At 72.0% G+C, this 20139-nt stretch carries 18 protein-coding genes; 6 read left to right on the plus strand and 12 right to left on the minus strand.

Translation table 11 applies throughout. From position 1 onward, the window contains the following. Positions 1 to 59: 59 nt before the first annotated feature. The 4 genes from FLV34_RS16165 to FLV34_RS16180 are packed head-to-tail and all read right to left on the minus strand — an operon-like array spanning position 60 to position 2340. Positions 60 to 905, minus strand: a complete 846-nt coding sequence (locus FLV34_RS16165; protein WP_142650696.1) for an RNA polymerase sigma-70 factor — start codon at positions 903 to 905, stop codon at positions 60 to 62. A 42-nt stretch (positions 906 to 947) separates the two neighbouring features. Then, positions 948 to 1130 carry a hypothetical protein gene (locus FLV34_RS16170; protein WP_142650697.1) on the minus strand — a complete coding sequence of 61 codons (183 nt, stop codon included), beginning with the start codon at positions 1128 to 1130 and terminating at the stop codon, positions 948 to 950. Further along, positions 1127 to 1348, minus strand: a complete 222-nt coding sequence (locus FLV34_RS16175) for a hypothetical protein (protein ID WP_147943474.1) — start codon at positions 1346 to 1348, stop codon at positions 1127 to 1129. The genes FLV34_RS16170 and FLV34_RS16175 overlap by 4 nt, the downstream gene beginning before the upstream one ends. A gap of 47 nt (positions 1349 to 1395) precedes the next feature. Beyond that, positions 1396 to 2340, minus strand: coding sequence for an NAD(P)-dependent oxidoreductase (locus tag FLV34_RS16180; protein ID WP_147943475.1), 945 nt, complete (start codon positions 2338 to 2340; stop codon positions 1396 to 1398). A gap of 332 nt (positions 2341 to 2672) precedes the next feature. Between FLV34_RS16180 and FLV34_RS16185 the strand changes: the two genes are divergently transcribed. Then, on the plus strand, positions 2673 to 2912 hold the full coding sequence (locus FLV34_RS16185) for a mycoredoxin (protein ID WP_142620262.1): 240 nt from the start codon (positions 2673 to 2675) through the stop codon (positions 2910 to 2912). A gap of 1 nt (position 2913) precedes the next feature. Here the strand turns inward: FLV34_RS16185 and nudC are convergent, their stop codons facing one another. Beyond that, positions 2914 to 3819, minus strand: a complete 906-nt coding sequence (gene nudC, locus FLV34_RS16190; RefSeq protein ID WP_142650700.1) for an NAD(+) diphosphatase — start codon at positions 3817 to 3819, stop codon at positions 2914 to 2916. Positions 3820 to 3941: 122 nt separating this feature from the next. On the opposite strand from nudC, the gene FLV34_RS16195 reads away from it, so the two are divergent. From FLV34_RS16195 to FLV34_RS16210, 4 genes are read left to right on the plus strand one after another with little or no spacing between them, the layout of a single operon-like run. Next, positions 3942 to 5123 (plus strand): acetyl-CoA carboxylase biotin carboxylase subunit family protein, encoded by a 1182-nt coding sequence (locus FLV34_RS16195; protein WP_147943476.1) that lies wholly within the window; start codon positions 3942 to 3944, stop codon positions 5121 to 5123. Beyond that, positions 5108 to 6718 (plus strand): IucA/IucC family protein, encoded by a 1611-nt coding sequence (locus tag FLV34_RS16200; protein WP_261985798.1) that lies wholly within the window; start codon positions 5108 to 5110, stop codon positions 6716 to 6718. Before FLV34_RS16195 ends, FLV34_RS16200 begins: the two co-directional genes overlap by 16 nt. Positions 6719 to 6721: 3 nt before the next feature. Then, on the plus strand, positions 6722 to 8365 hold the full coding sequence (locus FLV34_RS16205) for an IucA/IucC family siderophore biosynthesis protein (RefSeq protein ID WP_147943477.1): 1644 nt from the start codon (positions 6722 to 6724) through the stop codon (positions 8363 to 8365). Further along, positions 8362 to 9456, plus strand: a complete 1095-nt coding sequence (locus FLV34_RS16210; protein ID WP_147943478.1) for a type III PLP-dependent enzyme — start codon at positions 8362 to 8364, stop codon at positions 9454 to 9456. Before FLV34_RS16205 ends, FLV34_RS16210 begins: the two co-directional genes overlap by 4 nt. A gap of 2 nt (positions 9457 to 9458) precedes the next feature. On the opposite strand, the gene FLV34_RS16215 is transcribed toward FLV34_RS16210, so the two are convergent. The 6 genes from FLV34_RS16215 to FLV34_RS16240 form a co-directional block, all read right to left on the minus strand. Continuing rightward, complete coding sequence (locus FLV34_RS16215) at positions 9459 to 11216, minus strand: copper resistance protein CopC (protein WP_147943479.1); 1758 nt, start codon at positions 11214 to 11216, stop codon at positions 9459 to 9461. Continuing rightward, complete coding sequence (locus tag FLV34_RS16220) at positions 11213 to 11944, minus strand: YcnI family protein (RefSeq protein ID WP_142650705.1); 732 nt, start codon at positions 11942 to 11944, stop codon at positions 11213 to 11215. Before FLV34_RS16220 ends, FLV34_RS16215 begins: the two co-directional genes overlap by 4 nt. Before the next feature lie 97 nt (positions 11945 to 12041). Further along, a complete protein-coding gene (locus tag FLV34_RS16225; RefSeq protein WP_147943480.1) occupies positions 12042 to 13421 on the minus strand; it encodes a multicopper oxidase domain-containing protein in 1380 nt (459 codons plus the stop codon). Positions 13422 to 13568: 147 nt separating this feature from the next. Then, positions 13569 to 15728 carry a hypothetical protein gene (locus FLV34_RS16230; RefSeq protein ID WP_222709530.1) on the minus strand — a complete coding sequence of 720 codons (2160 nt, stop codon included), beginning with the start codon at positions 15726 to 15728 and terminating at the stop codon, positions 13569 to 13571. A gap of 1053 nt (positions 15729 to 16781) precedes the next feature. Then, positions 16782 to 17507, minus strand: coding sequence for an ABC transporter permease (locus FLV34_RS16235; protein ID WP_315985196.1), 726 nt, complete (start codon positions 17505 to 17507; stop codon positions 16782 to 16784). Positions 17508 to 17528: 21 nt separating this feature from the next. Continuing rightward, entirely contained in the window at positions 17529 to 18413 is an 885-nt protein-coding gene (locus FLV34_RS16240) for an ABC transporter ATP-binding protein (protein WP_142650708.1), read from the minus strand. 54 nt (positions 18414 to 18467) lie between these two features. Here FLV34_RS16240 and FLV34_RS16245 point away from each other — a divergent pair, with 54 nt between their 5' ends. Next, the gene (locus tag FLV34_RS16245; RefSeq protein ID WP_142650709.1) at positions 18468 to 19103 is read left to right on the plus strand and encodes a TetR/AcrR family transcriptional regulator; all 636 of its coding nucleotides are present in this window, start codon (positions 18468 to 18470) and stop codon (positions 19101 to 19103) included. Here FLV34_RS16245 and FLV34_RS16250 read toward each other — a convergent pair whose 3' ends face one another. Then, positions 19104 to 20003 carry a hypothetical protein gene (locus tag FLV34_RS16250; protein WP_142650710.1) on the minus strand — a complete coding sequence of 300 codons (900 nt, stop codon included), beginning with the start codon at positions 20001 to 20003 and terminating at the stop codon, positions 19104 to 19106. Positions 20004 to 20139: the final 136 nt, after the last annotated feature.

Consider the following 20139-nt stretch of genomic DNA (forward strand, 5'->3'; position numbering starts at 1 on the left):
CCCGCCCTGAGTGGCGGGTCCTCGCGAGCGGCCGCAGAGCCCCCTGGATGCTCGTCCTGTCAGATGTGGATGAGCTTGTCGGGGTTGAGGACGCCGTAGATGGCGTGGATGCGTCCGTCGCGGACGTCGAAGGCGACGAGCTGCCGCTGCCCGCCGATCACGGTCCAGACGGCCGGTTCGCCGTTGGCCTGCGTCAGGCGGGCCTCCTCGATCGGGTACCGGGACATCAGGCCGGCCACGAACGCCACGACGTTGTCCCGTCCGAGGACCGGGCGCAGGGCGGCACGGACCTTGCCCCCGCCGTCGTTGTAGGCGACCGCGTCCTTGGCCAGCAGCTCGGCCAGGGCGGCCAGGTCGCCGTCCTGCGCCGCGGCCAGGAACCGCGTGAGCAGTTCGGCGTGCTCGGACCGGGCGGGGGCGGCGAACCGCCCGGAATCCCGGCTCAGATACCGCACCGCCCGGTGGTGCCACTGCCGGCAGGTCGGCACGGAGGCGTCGAGAATCTCGGCGATCCGGTCATAGGGCACGTCGAATGCCTCGCGCAGCACGAAGACCGCCCGTTCCGGCGGTGACAGCCGCTCCATCATGTGGAGCGTCGCGTACGAGAGGGTGTCGCGCAGCTCGGCGGTCTCCAGCGGGCCGAACGCCCGGCCGTCGACCGGCTCGGGCAGCCACGGCCCGATGTATGCCTCGCGCGCCACTCGCGCCGAGCGCAACTGGTCGAGCGCCAGACGGGTCACCACCGTCACCAGGAACGAGCGCGGCTCACGGACCTGCGACCGATCGGTGTTCGTCCAGCGCAGGTAGGTCTCCTGCACCACGTCCTCGGCGTCCCACATGCTGCCCAGCAACCGGTACCCCAGGCCGAGGAGGAGCTGCCGGTGCTCCTCAAAGGTCTCGTCCACTGTGCGCTCCCTGCCCGCCGGCGGCGGCCCGCCGATCGACGTTCACTTCGCCGTGTCCCTTCCGGCGGCGAACCGGCCGGCGACCCAGTCGAGGATGTCCGGCATGGCGCCGTCGTCGATGCCGACGGTCTGTCCGGGGTAGGTATCGTGCTCCAGGCCGGGGTAGGTGCGGTAGTCCACCGCGCACCCGGTTCGGCGAAGCGCCCGGGCGACCTCGTCCGTCATCCACGCGAGGATGACGGTGTCAGCCTGGCCCTGCAGCAGGGCAGCGGGTTCGGCGGGTCGTAGAAGGCGGTGCGGGGCAGGGCGTCGGCGCGCTGCTGCGCCCAGGCGGCCTCGCACCAGTCGTCGCAGATCACATCGGCCCGTACGGGGGCCGTGGCCGGGGTCAACGACGCACCGGCGGTCACGACGACGAGCATCGCTTTCAGCAGAGCCTTCATCAGATCTGTCCTCAGAATCGATGGCTACGCGAGAACCGGTTCGCGGCTCATGCGGCCTGAGCCGGCGCGTCGCGCAGCTCGGCCGCGAATCCCTCGGACACCGAGGAGTAACGGGGACGCCAGTCCAGGTGCAGCCGGGCCCGGGTGTTGGCGGCGCCGCGCAGCAGGTTCATGAACGCCACCCCCCAGCTCCCGACCGCCAGCCGGGCCAGCGCGGCAGGCGCCCTCTTCGGCGCCGGGGCGCGAAGGAGGGCGGCCAGCTCCGGCAGCCATCGGCGCAGCGGCTCCGGCCGGTCGTCGACGATGTTCAGCACGCCGTTGACGTCGGGCTTGTCCAGCGCGGCCGCGACGGCGGTCGCGACGTCGTCGGCGTGCGTGAAGGAGAAGACCGCGTTCCCGCCACCGACCAGCGGCACCTTCCCCGCCCGTGCCTGCCGGACGAAGGATCCGCCGGGGGCGTAGATCGAGCCGGGCCCGTACAGGTGGCCCAGCCGCAGCACCAGCCCGCCCGCCTGCGTGGTCAGGCGCTCCAGCTCGGCCAGCGCGTCCAGCACGGGCACGAACTGTCCGGGCGTGCCGGTCCGCCACAGCGGGGCGTCCTCTTCGGCCATGCCCTCGCCCGGCTGATAGGCGTAGGCCAGGCCCTGACTGATGATCCGCGCTCCGCGGGCGGCCTCGATGAGGTTCCGGGTGCCCTCGGTGCGCAGCCGGTTGGTCACCGCGAAATCGCGCGCCAGATGCCGGGGATCGATCTCGGCCGGAATCGCGGTGAGCATGTTCACCACCGCGTCGGGCGCCGCCTTCCCGACCGCGCGGCGCACCCCGTCCCGGTCCAGCGCGTCGGCGACCACCACCCGGGCACCCGCCGCCTCCAGCTTGGCCGTGCCGCTCCCCGGCCGGGCCAGCCCCAGCACTTCGTGCCCCACCGCGGTCAACAGCGGAACCATCCGCTCACCGATCACCCCAGTGGCCCCCGCGACGAGAACTCGCATGATCTCTCCTTGGTCCGCCCCGGCGTTCTGGCCGGGATCCGCCGTTCACGGCAACCAGACGAGCCGGCCTGCCCCCGCGTGACAATCACGGCAGTGATCCACATCACAATCCGGCACCGATGGACGATCCCGGCCGTCCGCGGACGCTTCCAGTGCGGCTCGCTCACCTATGCCGCCTGCGCCCCGACCGCCGGGCGCCTCTGCCATCCGGCCCTCAGAGGCCGCGCGGAGCCGAGATCAAAAGGGGGTGGACGCGGCGGGAACATGCGGCGCACTCGCGATGTTGCCATGACTGCTCTCGGCAACAGTGATGCGCACGGAAGGGACGACAGATGGCGCTGACGGTTTACACCACGAGCTGGTGCGGCCCCTGCAAGCGGCTGAAGAGCCAGCTCACCCGGGAGGGCATCGTCTTCAGCGAGGTGGACATCGAGCAGCACCCGGACGCCGCGGACTTCGTCGCGAGCGTGAACAACGGCAACCAGGTCGTCCCCACCGTGGTCGCGGACTGCCACACCATGACCAACCCCTCGGTCGCCGAGGTGAAGCGGCACCTCGAAGGCGCCTGCTGACTCACCACTCGGTGTCGGGGATCGGCTCCCCATACCAGGTCTCGATCAGCCGCCGGGCGATCGAGACCTGGCCGGGCAGCACCAGGTCGCCCGAGCGCACCTGTGCCTCCAGCTCCTCCCGGGACAGCCAGCGCGCCTCGGCGATCTCCTCCAGATCGGGACGCAGCTCGGTGGTGACGGCGCGGGCGAAGAAGCCCAGCATCAGGCTGCGCGGGAACGGCCAGGGCTGGCTGCCGAGATAACGCGGCGCGGTGACGGCGACGCCCACCTCCTCCAGGACCTCGCGGACCACCGCGTGCTCCAGCGACTCCCCCGGCTCCACGAACCCGGCGAGCACCGACATCCGGCCCTGCGGCCACTGCGGGCCGCGCGCGAGCAGGATGCGGTCCTCGTCGTCGTGCACCAGCATGATCACCGCGGGGTCGACGCGCGGGAAGTGCTGGCTGCCGTCCCGCGGGCACACCCGCATGTGGCCCGACGCGGTGACGTCCGTACGGCTGCCGCACCGCGGGCAGTATTCGTGGCTCGCGTGCCACGCCTCCAGCGCCACCGCGTAGACGAGCAGCCCGGCGTCGCGGTCGTCCAGCAGCACCGCGGCCTCTCGCAGGCCCGCCGCGTCGCCCTCCGGCAGCGGCGCGTTGACGGCGAAGTAGGGCACGCCGTCCTCGTCCACGCCCAGCAGATAGCGGGTGCCCTCCGGCGCCTCGGCCGGCGAGGTGAGCACCAGGGCCGCGCCGTCGGTGAAGCGGCGGAGCAGGGTGCGGCCGTCGTGGACGAGGAGAACCCGCGTCTTCTCGGCCTCCCACGCCCGCCGCAGCCATTCCTCGTCGCCCCGCAGGGCCGCCGATCGGTCGATGGCGCTGCGCGCCAGGAGCAGGGGTCCGAGCAGTCCGTCCGCGATTTCCACGCCGTCATCCTTCCACTGCCGCCGCTCCGGCAATCTCCCCGCCCTTTCCCGTTCGCCGGTCAAATGATCGTGCTCCCGGCTAGGATGCGGTCACTTAGGTTAGCCTTACCTATGGAGGGCCGGTGCGGCTGTACCTCACCACGCTCAACCCGACCGATTCGGTGACCGGCGGGTTCCTCCCCGCCGCGGCCGCGCTGGGCTGGGACGTGACGATACTCACCGACCAGCCTGATCGGTATCCGGGCCACGACGTCGTGGCGGCGGACGTCCGCGACTTCCGGGCCGTGATCGACGCGGTGGCCGCCCACCACCGGCCCGACGTGATCTTCTCCAACTCCGACCATCTCCAGGCCGCGACCGCGCTCGCCGCCGAGTATTTCGGCCTGCCCGGCAAGGACTGGCGGGCCTGCGTCCCCGCCAAGAACAAGGCGCTCCCCCGCCGCGCCCTCGCCGCCGTCGAACCGGTCAGGTCCGTACGGATCCCTCCCAGCGCGGACCCGGCGGAGGGCCTGCCGGACGGCCTGCCGTACCCGGTGGTGGTCAAGCCCGCGCAGGGCGTGGCCAGCGAGGACGTCGTGCTGGTGGACGGGCCCGACGCGCTGGCCGCGGCCGTCGCGGCGGCGCGGGAGCGGCGGCCGGGGGAGGTCGTGGTCGCGGAGGAGTTCCTCGACGGGCCGGTGCGCACACTGGAGACGCTCGGCGACGACGAGACCCGGCGCGTGCTGGGCGGGTTCGCCACCACGCTGGGCCCGCTGCCGCACTTCGTGGAGGAGCGCCTCGACTGGCGGCCCCCCGACACCGGCCACCTCGCCCATCTCGGCGCGGCGCTCGACGCGGCCGGGATCGGCTTCGGCGTGTGCCACACCGAATATGCCGTCACCCGCGACGGCCCCCGCGTCATCGAGATCAACTATCGGCTGATCGGCGACAACTGCGACTTCCTGCTCGCGGACCTGCTCGGCGTGCCGCTGCACGAGTGGATCCTGCGCGTCCACGCGGGCGAACCGGTGTCCTCCTTCGACCTCGACTGCCTGCGCGCGGCGTACGGAGCGGCGTACGGGTCCGTGGTGAGCCTCGTGGCCGAGCACTCCGGCACGGTCACCGGCGCGCCGCCGGACCTGTCCATGGAGAAGGACGGTGTGCGGCTCCGGCACCGGGCGCTGCGCGAGATCGGCGATCACGTCGAGGTGACGGGGACGAACCGCGACTACCTCGGCCTGCTCCGCGCCGTCGGCCCGGACCACGCGAGCGTCGACGCCGCGATCGGCGCGTTCAGGAAGGAGCACCCTTGGGTGCTCGCATGATCCCGGCGGCACGCGACCAGGCCACCGAGCGCGAGCGCTACCTGGCCGCGCGGGTGCTGAACGCCCTGCTGCGGGAGGACTACGCCGGGATCTCCGCCAGGGTCACCCACGACAAGGACGGGGTCGCGATCGTCCTCGCCTCGGGACGGCGGGTGGGGCTCGCCCCGGGCAGTCCGTTCCAGGACTTCGCCACGGCCCCGCACGAGCGCCTGCGCCTGGCGGAGGTGCTGGAGACGCTGGAGGCCGTCGCCCACCCCGCCGACGCCGAGGGGGTCGCCGCCTTCGAGCGGGAGTGCCACGACGCGCTCGCGGCCCTGGAGGCCCACCACCGGACGCGCGGCGAGGTGGCCCGGCGGCTGCGCGGGCGTCGCGGCCTCATCCGCTACGAGTCGCTGGCCGCGACCGTGGACCACCCGCTCTATCCGACGGCCCGCGCCCGCCTCGGGATCTCCCCCGCCGGCCTGGCGGCGTACGCGCCCGAGTTCGCCCCGGAGTTCGCGATGCGGTGGGCGGCCGTGCCGCGCGAGGGGGTGACCCTCTCGCGGCCCGATCTCCCCCGCTGGTGGCCCGCGCCACGTGACGTGGGGCTGGCGCCCGATCTGGCCCGCACGCACGTGCTCCTCCCCGTCCATCCGCTGACAGAGCCGCTGGTGGCCGGGCTTGCCGGGCTCGTGACCGCGCGCGAGGCTCACCTGGTCGTACGGCCGACCCTGTCGACCCGTACGGTCGAGGTGGCCGAGCGCGTGCATCTCAAGGTGCCGCTCCCGGCCAGCACGCTGGGCCTGCGCAACCGCCGGTCGATCAAACCCGGCACCCTGCGCGACGGCGCGCTGGCCGAGACGCTGCTGCGCGCGATCCTCGCCCGCGAACCCGGTCTGCGCGTCACGCTCGCGGACGAGCAGACCTACGGGCACGCCGGGCACGAATACCTGGGCTGGCTCGTCCGCTACCTGCCCGAAGGGGAGATCGTGCCGGTCGCCGCCCTGCTCGCGCCCCTGCCTGACGACGGGCGGCTCGTCCTGCACGAGGTGGCCGGGCGTCACTACGGCGGCGACGCGGAGGCGTTGCTGCGCGACTACCTCACGGCACTGCTGGAGTGGAACGTCACGCTGTTCGTCCGATATGGCGTCGCGCTGGAGGCCCACCAGCAGAACCTCGCGCTGGTGTTCGGCGACGGGCCCATGCGGCTGCTGGTCAAGGACAACGACGGGCTGCTCGCCTCGCCCCGGCGGCTGCACGCGGCGGGGATCGAGCCGCCCGGCTTCGGCGACGAGCGCATGCTGGCCGACGACCCGTACGCGCTCGCCGACGTCTTCGTGACGATCACCCTGCACCTGGCCGCCATGGCCGTGGCCCACGGCGCGCTGCCGGGGGCCGCCGCCCCGCTCGTCGCACGGGCGCTGACGGCGGCGCTGGAGCCGTACGGGGACGACCCGATGGCCCGGCTGCTGCGGGCGCGCACGCTGGAGGCCGCCCGCCTCACCGGCAAGTCGATGGTCGTCGCCGGGACGCTCGTGGCCAAGGACCGCACCGGGGCCAGGGACGTCAACAAGTTCTACGGCACGACCGGTCCCAACTACCTGAGGGGTGCCTGACCCGTGGACGGCCTGCTCCTCGACAATCACACCCGCGATCCGCACGCCGCCCTGGCCGAGGAGGCGGCGCTCGGGGCGCTGCTGCGCTGCTGGCTACGCGAGGTCGCCATCCCCGGTGGGCACGTGCGCGCCGCGGGGCCCCACCTCACGCTCCGCGTGGCGGGGACGCCGGTGCGCGTCCGCGTCCACGGCGGCATCGCGCTGCGCTTCGACGGCCCGCCCGAGCACCTCGCGGAGGGGCGCTGGCGGCCCCTCGGCCTGTCGCCGCTCGTCGCGCTGGTGGAGCAGGAACTGGACGGGGGCCTGGACGGGGGCAACGAGGAGTTCGCCGCCCAGGTGCGGGCCGGGCGGGAGGCGGTCGCCGCGATCCTGGCCGCCCGCGCGCGGGCCGTACCGCCCGCCGACCCGTGGCTCGCCTCCGAGCAGGCCCTCGTGGCCGGGCACCCGTTCCATCCCGCGCCCAAGGCGCGCTCGGGCGACGACTGGCCGGACTACGCGCCCGAGACGCACGCGCGGTTCGCGCCGCGGCTGCTCGGGGTGCGCGCCGACCTGGTGGCCCAGGAGGGCGACACGGCGGCGCTCGACACATTCGGGAACGCGCCGGACGGATATGTCCCGCTGCCCGCCCATCCCTGGCAGCTCGGCCTGCTGGCCGCCGAGCTGCGCGGGCCGTTCGCGGACGGGCGGCTGGTCGACCTCGGGCCCGGCCCCCGCGCGGTCGTGCCCACGTCGTCGGTCCGGACCGTGTACGACCCCGGCACGGGCATGTGCCTGAAGTTCAGCCTCGACGTGCGGATCACCAACTGCGTGCGGAAGAACGCCTGGTATGAGCTGCGCGGCGCGGTCGAGCTGACCCGGCGGCTCGCTCCCGTCTTCGAGCGGCTGGCCCGGCGCTTCCCCGGCACGCGGTGGCTGCCCGAGCCCGGCTATCGATCGGCCACGCTCGGCACCCGGCTGCTGGAAGGGCTCGGGGTGATCGTCCGCACCGGTCCGTGGGCGGTCTGCGGGCCGGGCACCACGCCGGTGCTCGCGGGCGCCCTGGCCGCCGGTGCGGACGGGGTGCCCGAGGCCGTCCTGGCCCGCCGTACGGCCGATCCTGTGGCGTGGTGGGGGGCGTACGTCGAGCGCGTGGCGTTCCCGGTGCTCGACGCCTTCTTCCGGCACGGGGTCGTGCTCGAAGCGCACGTGCAGAACGTGCTCGTCGGGTTCGACGCCGCTGGATGGCCCATCGAGGCGGTCTTCCGCGACCTGGAGGGCACCAAGCTGGTCACCGGACGGCACGACCTGACCGGCGTGCCGGGCGGTGTGGCCGCCCCTTTGTCGTACGACGCCGCGCGGGGCTGGAACCGGGTCGCCTACTGCCTGTTCGTCAACCACCTGGCGGAAGTCGCCGCGACGACGGCGGGCACGGCCGACGGCGTCCTGCGCGCGTTGTGGGCGGTCGCCCGGGAGTCCCTGGAGCGCTACGTCGCGGACCACGCGGCGGGTCTCGACGCGCTCGCGCCGCTGACCCGGGTGCTGGCCGGGGCGCCGCTGCCGGCCAAGGCCAACCTGGGCGTGCGCTGGGCGAGGGCGGCCGACCGGGCCGCCGGATATGTCCCCGTCCCGAACCCGCTCCGCGTGGACGCGGAAGGAGAGCGCCGATGAGCATCGAGGTGCCGGCGGGCGTGCGGAAGGTCGCCGAGTCGCTGGACGACGTCCCCGCCTACGTCTACGACCTGGCCGGGCTCGACCGTCACGCGGCCGCCGTACGGGCCGCACTGGCGGACACGGAGATCTGCTACGCCGTCAAGGCCAATCCCGACCCCGAGGTGCTGCGGGTGCTCGCGCCGCACATGGACGGCTTCGAGGTCTCATCCGGGGGCGAGTTCGCGCACGTCAGAGCGGTGCTGCCGGAGGTGCCGCTGAGCTTCGGCGGGCCGGGCAAGACCGGCGCGGAGCTGGCCCTCGCCCCCTCGGCCCCCCGCTGGCACGTCGAGAGCCCGGCCGAGCTGCGGCGGCTACGCGAACCGGCCGACGTGCTGCTGCGGGTCAACCTCGACGTGCCCGTCACCGGCGCGGCGCTCGCCATGGGCGGCGGCGCCACGCCGTTCGGCATGGACCCCGGCGGGATCGCCGAGTGCCTGACCCTGCTCGGGTCCTCACCGGTGCGGCTGCGCGGCATCCACGCCCACCTCGCGAGCGGCCTGGCCGCCCCTGACCTGCTCGCGCTCGCCGAGGCCGTCCTGGCGTACGGCAGGAGCCTCGGGCTGCGCGAGTTCAACCTGGGCGGCGGCATGGCCGTCTCCTACACCCGCCCGGAGGAGCTGTTCGACTGGGCGGCGTACGGCGCGGGCCTGCGGGCGCTGGCCCGGCCGGGCGAGACGCTGCGCGTGGAGCCGGGACGCGCCCTGACGGCCTACTGCGGTTGGTATCTCACGACCGTGCTCGACGTGAAGCGCGTGCACGGGGAGCGCTTCGCCGTCCTGTCCGGCGGCACCCACCACCTGCGGACGCCGGTCACGAAGGGCCACGACCAGCCTTTCGTGGTGCTGCCGAGGGGTGAGGACGGCGAGGACGGCCCGGTGACCCTGGTGGGGCGGCTCTGCACCCCCAAGGACGTCTTCGCCCGCCGCGTCACCGCCTCGCTCGCCGCCGGCGACGTCGTCGCCTTCGCCATGGCCGGCGCGTACGCCTGGAACATCTCCCACCACGACTTCCTCATGCACCCGAAGCCGGCGTTCCACTACCTGAGCTGACTTCACGCGCTCACGTCGACCACGACGCGAACCGTGGCCTGGTCCGTCTCCGTGGTGCGGACCGTGAGAACGGCCTGCCAGCGACCCGGGAACGGCAGGTTCATCTGGCCGATGTAGTGCCCGCCGGCGCCCTGGAGCTCCACCGGGATCGGCCCGAGGTCCCGGCCTGTGAGGGTCATGGCCGCGTGCACCTCCGGCACGTTGAGCGGCGCGCCGTTCGGGCCGAGCACCGACAGGTGTAGCTGCGCCGGCCCCACCTTCGGTGGAAACACCTCGAGCAGCACCGCACCACGCGCGGCGGGGCCGGAGCCGGCCGAGAACGGCACGGGTTCGGGCACGACCGGCACCGGCGCCGCCGTATTCGCGGGCGCCGCCGTCGAGCGGCGCCCGGCGTACGCCGAGCGGGCCGGCTCCATGGCGACCAGCGCGGCGGACAGGCCGAGCACGACGGCGCCCACCGCCGTCTCGGCCAGCAACCGCCGGTAGAACGCGTAGAGCTGGTAGGGGTCGGGGCCGCCACGACGCCGGTTGCCGCCCGTGCCGTAGTGGCGGGCGACCCATCCGCGGGCGGCGGCGCCGAACGCGACCAGCACGACCACGAGGGCGACCTTCGCCAGCAGAACCCGGCCGTACGCGGTGGCGAACAGCGTCGGCAGCGACCCGACCTGCCGCCATGCCTGGAACAGACCGGTGGCGGCCATGACCGCCACGCACACCAGCGCCGTGTGCGAGAACCGGGGCACCGCCACGCGCAGGGTCACGGCGTCGCGGGCCGGCACGTGCGTCATGGCGAGCGCGACGAGACCCCCGAGCCAGACCGAGCCGGCGACGAGGTGCACGACGTCGACCGGCACGGCGAACCCGCGGGCCTGGCCCGTCACGCTGTGGTTCGCGAGGCTCCAGGTCGTGGCGAGCGCCGCGGCGGCCGCGAGCACCGCCGCCGCGGCCGTCCACCGCGTGCGGCGGTCCGGCGCGTCCGGGGAGCGGTTCAGCAGCCAGACGAGCGCGGGCGCCGCGGCGAGCAGCAGAGCGACGCGAATCCCGAGGGCACGGCCCAGGCCGGTGGCCCACGTCGTGGACAGCAGCCGCGGGTCGAAGACGCCCGCCAGGTCGCCGTCGGCCACGTACGGCCCGTACAACAGGCCGGAGGCGATCGCGGCGGCCAGGCCGGCGCCCCAGCCGGCCCACAACGCCCGCCGGGCCGGCCGTCGCCGCGCACCGGCCGGCCAGCACCACGCCAGGTAGAAGGCGGTGCCGACCAGCACGGCGAACCCTGCGAACGCGGCCCACCGGGCGGCGCCGTACGCGGTCGCGACATCGCCGTGACGATCGTCCGGGGGCGTGACGCCGGCCGGCCGGCTGCCCGGCGTACCGACGGTGAACGTGTAGGCGCCCTGCACCGGGTGGCTGTCGGAGGACACCACCCGCCACGAGACGGTGTAGACGCCGTCGGCGAGTTTCCCGTTCAGCGGGGCCTCCACCGACGTGGCGTCGCCCGCGCGGTGGGCCGGTGCGCCGATGCCGATGCGGGCGCCGTCCGGGCCGAACAGCCGCACGCCGTCCGGCGGCACGGTCACCGGGTCGGTGAACTGCAGCAGCAGCGTCCGAGGGGAGTCCTGGTAGATCTGGCCGTTGGCCGGCGCGGCGTCGATCAGTTCCGCGTGCGCCCAGGCAGGGCTCGCCACCATGAGGGACACGGCGGTGGCTAACCCTGCGAGGAGGACGGCGAGCACCGCGCCGCGCGTCCTGGTGCGGGTCATGGCGAGAGCCGCGCGGCGGTGTCCGCCTCCGCGAGCGGCGCGGAGGCCGGCGCCGGGGCGCGCCGGCGCAGCCCGGTCGCGGCCGCCGTCAGCAGCGCGAGCGCGCCGAGCGCGAGGCCGGCCCAGCCGAGCAGGCGAGCGACGCCGTCGTCGGTGGGGGTGGCCGCGGCGGGCGCGGTGGCCTGCGGCGCGTCCGGCGGCTTGACGTAGATCACCGGCGCCGGGTGTTCGGGCTGTGGAGCGCCGGCCTCCGGGATGTCGATCCAGCGGACGACCTCACCGTTGCTGTAGGTCTGCAGCGCCTTGAACACGAGCTCGCCGGGCGTGGTGGGCAGCGGGCCGAGGGACACCTCGAAGACCTGGTACTCGCCGGGCTTGATGGCGCCGCCCTCCCACACGATGCCCGTGACGGCCTTGTCGGCGGCCTCGTCCTCGGACCCGGCGGACGCGGCGTTCGGCAGTTGCCGGGTGGCGACAGTGGCCTTCCAGCCGGGGACGGGGCGCACGGAGACGCTGGAGAGCTGGGCGTTCTCCGGGAAGACGACCTCGACGCGGGTCGTGTTCGCGTCCGCGCGCTCGTCGGGCACCTTGAACGCGAACGTGCCGCGGCCGCCGGTGGTGGCGACCGAGGGGGAAACGGTGACGTGGGCGAACGCCGGCAAGGTGGGGGCGAGCAGGACGGCGACGCCGGCGACGAGCGTCGCGGCGACGGCGCGGATGGGCTTCATGCGCGGGCTCCTTGCGCGTATCGGTATGTGGAGCCCGTGCCGGCCAGGTGCTGTCACGACTGACCGGCACGGGTTCGGAGGCAGGTTCAGCCGGTGACTACGCCGTTACATTGACGATCGTCACGAGGCCGATCATGCCGTTGGGTCCCTCGGAGTGGGAGAAGATGTGGCAGTGCAGCAACCACTTACCGGGCTCTTTGGGCTGGAACACGATGTCGTACGTCTGTCCGACGCCGACGTTGAGCGTGTCCACGGTGTACGGTGACGCGAGCTTGTTGCCGTCTTGGGCCACGACCTGGAACGCCGCGCCGTGCAGGTGGATCGGGTGGATCATCTCGGGGCCCGCGCCGATCAGCCGGATGTGGACCTTCTGGTTGACCGCCGCCGCCAGCGGCGCGGTCGCCGGGTACGACTTGCCGTTGAAGGTGAACCCGTTGGAACCGTCGCCGATCTGGATGGTGTAGTGCTTGTCGGCGGCGATGTCGCCCAGCGTCGGGGTCACCAGGAGCGCGCCGTAGAGGCCCCGGCCGACCTGGCCGCCGCCCATGTGCGAGTGGTACCAGTGCGTGCCGGTCGACTTGGCGGTCCACTCGTACGTGTAGGTCTCGCCGGGCAGGATGTGCGGCTGGGTGATGTCCGGCACGCCGTCCTGCGCGTTCGGCAGCACCATGCCGTGCCAGTGCACCGCCGTGTGCTCCAGCAGGTCGTTCTGCACGATGACCCGCACCTTGTCGCCCTCGTTGACCTTGATGGTGGGGCCGGGCACCATGCCGTTGAACGTGTACGCCAGCTTCACCACCCCGGGCGAGACCTCCCAGTCGGTCTGCGACATGCACAGCTTGAACACCTTGACGGAGCCGACCACCTCGTAGGCGGCCAGCCGGGTGCCGTCACCCTGGTCGGCGCCGAGGACCGGGTCGTCGCAGGGCGCGGAGCCGGGCGTCGGCGTCGTCGGGGTGACGCTCGGGCTCGGGCTCACGCCCGGGCTGACACCCGGCGACGGGCTGCCGCTGGGCGAACGGCTCGGGCTCGGCGACGGGCTCGCGCTCGGCGAGCGGGACGGCGACGGCGATGCCGTTCCGGCGTTGATGATGCCGGTCATGTACGGGTGGAAACTGCAGTAGTAGTTGTACGAGCCTGCGGCGACGATGGTGACCGTGAAGGTCGCCCCGGGCGGCAGGTCCGGGGACGTGAAGTCGCCGCGGATGGCGTGGACGGTACCGTCCGTCTCCTGGTTGACGAACGTGACCGTGTCGCCGGGTGCCAGCGTGAGCACGTCCGGCGTGAACGCGAAGTTCTTGATCGCGATCGTGTGGTTCGCCGCTTGCGCGGCCTTCGGCGCGAACAGTGTCGTGCCGGAGACCAGGATCGAGAGCGCGATCACGCCGATCAGCATCAGCCGGCGTAACGGTGGCGAGGCGTTGGAGAGTGCGCGCCGGAGGGCCGCGAAGGGCTCCGGTGCGGTCGTATCAGACATGGGTGTACTTCCTCGTCTACTGTGGAATGCACGCGCGCACGCGTCGAGGGCCGAATGGACCGGCGTGGGTGGTGCGCGATGGGGGGCCCTGGTCAGGGGGAGGGACCGTCCGCTTCACGGTCCCTCCCCCGCAGTGCGGGCCCGCGGTTACTCGCAGACCCCCGGGTTGATGGGGTTGAGCTGGTTACACGTGAGCTGGTTCGCCATCTCCGGCGTGGCGTTCTGCACCCAGCCGTTGTAGACGATCGGGTAGGGGAGGACGCCCTGCCCGCCCATGCCGTTGTAGGCGGTCACGACGTCATCCGTGGCGGTGCCCGCGGCCGAGTCGAGAACCATCCTGCCGACGATCGTGGCGTCGGCGGGGTCGCCGTCGCCGTTGGGGTCGGTGTCGATCACGGCGAGACTGTTGGCGAACTTGCTCGACGCGTAGGCGTAGTAGCCGCCGCCGCGCTTGGCGCCGAAGTTGATGCCGTGACAGCCGGAGTCGCACGGCAGGTACTTGACCACCTTGTCGGTCTTGGTGTCGATGACGGCGACGTTGCTCGTGAGCGTGTTCGCCACGAGCACCACGTTGCCGTCAGGGCTGACCGGGATCTGGATCGGCAGGCCGCCGAAGCTCCCGTTCGTCGCCCCGGTCACCATGTCGTAGTTCGCCCACAGGTCGATGGCCTTGTAGCCGACGTTCGTGCCGCTGTCGCTGTGGCACGCCGGCCCGTCCAACGAGACGCAGGAGACGCTCTGGCCGAGGAAGTTGGCCACGTAGTACTTCGAGGCGTCCGGCATCATGCCGGTCGCGATGGGCAGCTGCTCGGTCTGCGCCTCCTGGATCGAGCCCGACGGCACGTCGACGATCGTCGAGTTGTTGTGGTTGACGTTCGGCGTGACCATGGTGTGCCCGTCGGCGCTCATCCAGTGCGCGTGCGGGTGAGCCGGTGTCTGGCCGGGACCCTGCACCAGGATGCGCCTGTCGATCTGCGTGGCACCCGGACTCAGTTCGACCACCGCGTTGCCGGCGTTGATGGCGACGTGGAGCTGGTCGGTGTCGGGCCGGGTCATCACATGGGATGGGTCCGGGCCGACCTGGATAGTTCGCACGAGCTTACCCGTGGTCCGGTCGAACACGGTCAGACGGTCGGAGAACCATTCCGTCTGATAGATGTACTTTCCGTCGCGGTCCGACCACATGTTGTGCGGATTGTTGAGGTTGATCTGTGGTAGCGCCACCTTCCGGGTCACGGTCCAGTTCTGCACGTCGACCCTGGTCGCCGCGCCGGACTTGGCCTTGCCGGCGTATTTCTCCATCTGGGTGTCGACCCAGAGCTCGCCGACGCCGGGCACGCTCGGCCGCTGGGTCAGCGCGGGCAGCGTTACGCCCTCGTTGAACTTGCTGTTGTAGTACGCGTCGAGGCTCGGAATGAGCACCGGCTGCTCGTTCGCGTCATACTGCAGGATCGGCGCGGGCGGGTAGTAGGGGTTCCAGTTCTTGGTCTGCGTGTTGCTGTAGACCTGCCAGTTGTCGGGTGTGGTGATCCGGAAGAACTTCTGCACGAGCTCCTGCACCACGTCGGCCGAGCTGGGCACGACGATTCCGCCCTTGACGTTGACGTTGAGCTTCTTGCCGAAGTCCAGGCCGGGCGTGAGCGGGTCGTCCACGACCACAGCGCCGAGCATGTACGGGTGGATCTTGCAGACCCACGCGTACAGGCCCGGTTCGGTCAGGCCGGCCTCGGCGTTGCCGATGAACGCGCTGTTCTGGTCGATCGGCTGCGCGCCGACCGGCCAGATCAGGCTGGTCACCGAGTGGGCCGAGGCGGCCGCCGGTGCCGCCACCGTGAACTTCGCCTTCGGCGCGAGGCTCAGGTCCGCGGGCGCCAGCGCGGCGACCTCGTTGAGCGTGCGCATCAGGTCGAGCCCCACGGGCAGGCTGCTGAGCGGGACGGCGCTGCTGTCCGACGCCGTCAACAGCTGCTGGCCGAGCTGGTTGATCTGCGTCTTGGCGCGCTGGATCGTTGGGTTCAGGAATCCGAGCAGGCCGCCCGCCGCGTCGACCGCCGAGTTGAGCTGGTCGAGGTTGAGCAGGCTGTTAACGTTCACACCGAGGCTGCCGATCAGCGGTGCGTCGCCGTTGAGCAACGGCAGGTTGAGCAGGCCGCCGCCGAGATCGCCGTTGAGCAGCGTGTCGACGCTCAGCGGCAGCGACGCGAGCTTGGTCCGCGGCGTCACGGCGAGGCCGAGCGACCGCGTGCCGAACAGCGTCGCACCGGTGTCGAACCACGCACCCTGGTTATCGGTGAGCGTGAATTGCACCGGCGTTCCTACACCGATCGGAAGCGCCTGGGATGGGGAAGGGCTGACCCCGATTGTTACCAGAACCAGGATGGGGGTCAGCAGCCAAGCCAATCGTCGTCTGATGGCCCGGCGTCGGGCGGCGAGAATGCCGCGTGGGGGAGAATTCATGCACTCCTCCTGAAGTGGGGTGAGATCGATGACGCCAGCCGGATGTTTCACGCGCGACTAGGCGCAGTTAACTCGCAGTGAACCGGCGCTCACGCGCAACACGGTTACGAACTCCTCAACACGGTGCGGCGGGGCCTGTGAATCGGGCTGGTTTCAGGACCAAAATCAGGTCGAGCCGACCGGCGCGGATTTGCGGCCCCCAGGCGGCCGATGGACAAATACAAACGGCCGACGGCGGACGCTACCACCCCGGAACAAGCCGCATAACATGGCCAAACGTCCAGAGTCCACCGATTACCCCATCGCTGGCGACGGGGGGGCACGGCGAGATACATACCGGCATTCTTAACGACTCATGAGACGCGAAAGGCCGTGTAAAAGAATGACCACGCCGAGCCGGAAGGCGAGCGTGATGATGTTTCACGCGCAGATCGGCGCAGTTAACTCTCCGTAAACGGATGATCACGCGCAACACGGTTACGAACTCCTCAACATGGCGCGGCGGCGCCTGTGAATCAGGTCGGTTCAGTATCAAGATCAGATCGAATTGACCAAAGCCGGATTTGCGCCCCTCAGGCGGCTGATGGACAAATACAAACGGCCGACGGCGGACGCGACGAACAAGCCGCGTTACGTGGCCGAACGGGCAGAGTCAACCGATTACTCCATTGCGGCCGACGGGACGCACGGCGAGACGCACACCGGCACCCTTCACGACTCATGAGACGCCAGAGGCCGCATGGAAGAAGGGCCACGCCGAGCCGAAAGACGTCCTATGGGGCTGACGCCGCACAGCGCGGCAAAGGCGGCCCCCCTGTTCAGCCGATCAGAGTTGTCGCCTGCGGTGCCGCTCAGGGTTGTCGCCTGCGGTGACGAGGAGACAAGCGGCCTGCCGCCGGGCGGTCAGAGCGCCACCAGCCGTCCGCTGCGCCCCTTCAGGCGGCCAACGGCCAGGGCGCCGCAGGCCAGCGCGACGACGAGGAGCACCCCGCACACCTCCGCCACGGTCGCCGCGTCGCCGGCGAGCGCGGCACGCAGCCCGTGCACGGCCCAGTAACCGGGAGAGACCGGGGCCACGGCCGCGACCCAGTGCGGCAGCGCTCCGAGCGGAACGAGCGCGCCGCCGAGGCTGCTGAGCAGCATGCCGCCGATGTCGTACGCGGCCGACAGCTCGCCCATTCCGCGTACGAGCACGCCGAGCAGCGCGCCGAGGGCGAGCAGGGTGCAGCTCCAGCAGAGCAGGACGCCCAGCAGGAGCGGCGGATGCGGCACCCGCAGGCCCAGCACCCACACGCCGAAGCCGATGACGAGCAGTTGCTGGGCGAGCATGGCGGCGAAGACCGGCACGGCCTTGCCCACCAGGATCTCCGCGGGACGCAGCGCCGTGCCGCGCAGGCGGTCCCAGGTGCGGCCGAGCCGTTCGGTGAGGATCGCGCTGCCGGAGATGCCGAGCGCGAGCAGCGAGAAGGTCACCAGCGTGCCCACGACCGCCTGCTCCGTGCCCGCCGCCTCGCCCTGCGCCGCCGCGTAAAGCGGGCGCAGCAGCGCGAGGAAGGCGAGCGGCAGGATCATCCGGCTCACCAGGGGGCCGGGCTCGCCCCGCATCAGCAGCAGGTTGTGGCGTATCAGCCGCCGACGCGGCGTACGGACTCACCGGACCACATCGCGCACCTCCCCGCCGTCCTGCTCCGAGAACGTGGCTTCCAGCGAGCGGTAGAGGTCGTCCAGGCCGGGCCGCCGCACATCGACGGAGACGGGCGTACGTCCCGACGCGAGCAGCGCGGCGAGGTCGGCGCCGGGGTCCGTGGTCGGCAGGCGCAGCTCGGGCTCGGCCGGGTCGTCGAAGGCGACCCGCAGCTCGCCCGGCAGGTCTCGGGTGAGCTCCTGCTGGGAGCCACGCGCGATGACGCGTCCGGCACGGGCGAGCGCCACCGTGGCGTCCAGATCGACGAGCTCCGGCAGATAGTGGGTCGTGTAGAGGACGGCGGCCCCCGCCTCGGCGCGGGCCCGGACCGCGGCCAGCAGTGCCGCCCGCGTCTCCGGGTCGGCGCCCGCGGTCGGCTCGTCCAGCAGGAGCAGCGGCGGCGACCCCACCATGGCCGTGGCCGCCTGGACGCGGCGGCGCTGACCACCGGACAGGACCCCGGCGGGCCGGTCCGCGACCGGGGCGAGGTGGAGCTCGTCCAGGACGCGGGTGGTCTCCGCGTCCCTGCGCCGCCCGCGCAGCCCGGCGAGCCCCGCGAACAACCGCAGGTGCTCCCGGACGCTCACCCGGTTGTACAGGGCGAGCTCCTGCGGAGCCACGCCGAGCAGACGCCGTACGGCACTGCCGGAGCGGAGCGCGTCATGTCCGGCCACCCACAGGCGGCCGGCGTCGGGGCGCACCAGGCCGGTGACGACCTCGACGAAGGTGGTCTTGCCCGCGCCGTTGTGGCCGATCAGGCCGGTGATCTCGCCGGGCGCGACCGTGAGGTCGAAGCCGTCGAGCACGTTGCGCGCGCCGTAGCGCTTCACCAGCTTCTCCGCGGCGAGCATCCATCCCTCCGGGGCATACGAGGTATACGGCGTATACGTCTACACTGTATACCTGTGGGCGGCAGGCGGGAAGAGATCCTCGAAGTGGCACTGGCCATCGCCGACGAGCGCGGGCTCGACGGGGTCTCGATGCGCGCGGTGGCCGAGCGCGTCGGGGTGACGCCGATGGCGCTCTATCGGCATGTCGGCGGCAAGGCCGAACTGCTCGACGCCATGGTCGGGCACCTGCTCGCGGCGCTCCTGCCGCCGGACCGGGATCGGCAGGAGACTCAGCGGTGGGACGAGCGGCTCGCCGCCCTCGCACGCGCCGTCCGGACGATGGTCCGGCGGCATCCCTGGGCGGCGCCCCTGCTGTTCTCCCGGCCCGCCGTCACGCCGGACGCCGTCCGTACGGTGGACGTGATCTACGACGCGCTCATCGAGGCCGGGGTGCCGGATCGGGAAGTTCCCCGGCTGGAGCGCCTGCTCAGCACCTTCGTGATCGGCTTCGCCGCGTCCGAGGTCTCGGGCCGCTTCACGAGCGGCGACCCCGATCCGCGCGGGCACCGCGGCAGTCTCCCCGAGGGCGACTTTCCCGCGCACGCCAGGCTCAAGCCCTGGCTCCGCCTGCCCGACGACCTCGCCACCGAGTTCGAGGCCGACCTGGACGACGTCCTGCGGCTGATCGAGGCGGCCGCAGGCCGACGCTGATCACCAGGACAGAGTGAGCGTGCCGTCGAGGACCTTGGCGGAGTTGGCGAGGCGGGCCTGGTCGAGCGATCCGATGACGTCGAGCCGGGCCCGGTTCTGGCCGATGACACGGCGCTCGGCCTCGACGAAGACCTCGCGGCGAACGTCGGTGTAGCCGGTCTCGGCCCGGCATCGCGCGTCCGCGACCGCTGTGTCGATCTCGGCCTTCGTGCCGCGTGACTTGGGGGTGTGGCCGGCCGAGTCGTCGTTGACGGTCGCCGCCCAGCGCCGGTCGCCACCGGCCTCGACGGTGCTCCGATAGTCGAAGCCCTCCGAACGCATGCAGTCGCTCCACTCGCGTTCGGCTGCCGCGATCCGCTGGTCTTTCAATGCGATGTCGGCCGCGGCGTCGACGAAACGCGGGACCTCGTCGTCGTCGAACCTCTTTCCCGCGTCGGCCGGGCTCACGCCGTGCGCTCCACGGTTCAGCAGGGCGTCGGCCTTGGCCATGCAGCCTCCGGGCGGCACCGCCTTTCCGTGGTATCGCCGGATTTTGCCGTAAAGCACATAGGACGCCTCGTCGGTGATGGAGTACGACGGCACGCCGGTCATCTCATCCGAACTCCGCCCAGGCTCCAGATATCCCGATTCGGCGGCCCGGCGGGGATCGAGCCACCCAAGGAGATCGACATTGCGCAGGTCGGTCACCGGCTGGACGGCGGGAAAGCGGAAATCGATCCCCACATGACGCAGGCATTCCTCCATCAGCATGAACCGGGCCCGAGTCACCTGGGCGCGATCCTTCGCGCCGAGACTGTAGGCGTCCAGGGGAAGCGTGAGATCCGGAGCCGCCGCCGACGCCGAACACCCGGTCACCACCGCGACACAGACCACCGCCATCGCTGTCCGCACAACCGACATAGGTCATTGATAGCCGATAATGATCGGTTGGCGTCACCGGAATAGAGAATCGCTCTCGCGGATAATCCCCATCCCGGCACGGGACCTTTGTGGCGGGTACGTCGCCTATGACTGATTTGTGGAGCCGGTTTTCCTT

Source organism: Microbispora sp. CSR-4, assembly GCF_008033685.1.
In the GTDB taxonomy this organism is placed as follows: Bacteria; Actinomycetota; Actinomycetes; order Streptosporangiales; family Streptosporangiaceae; genus Microbispora.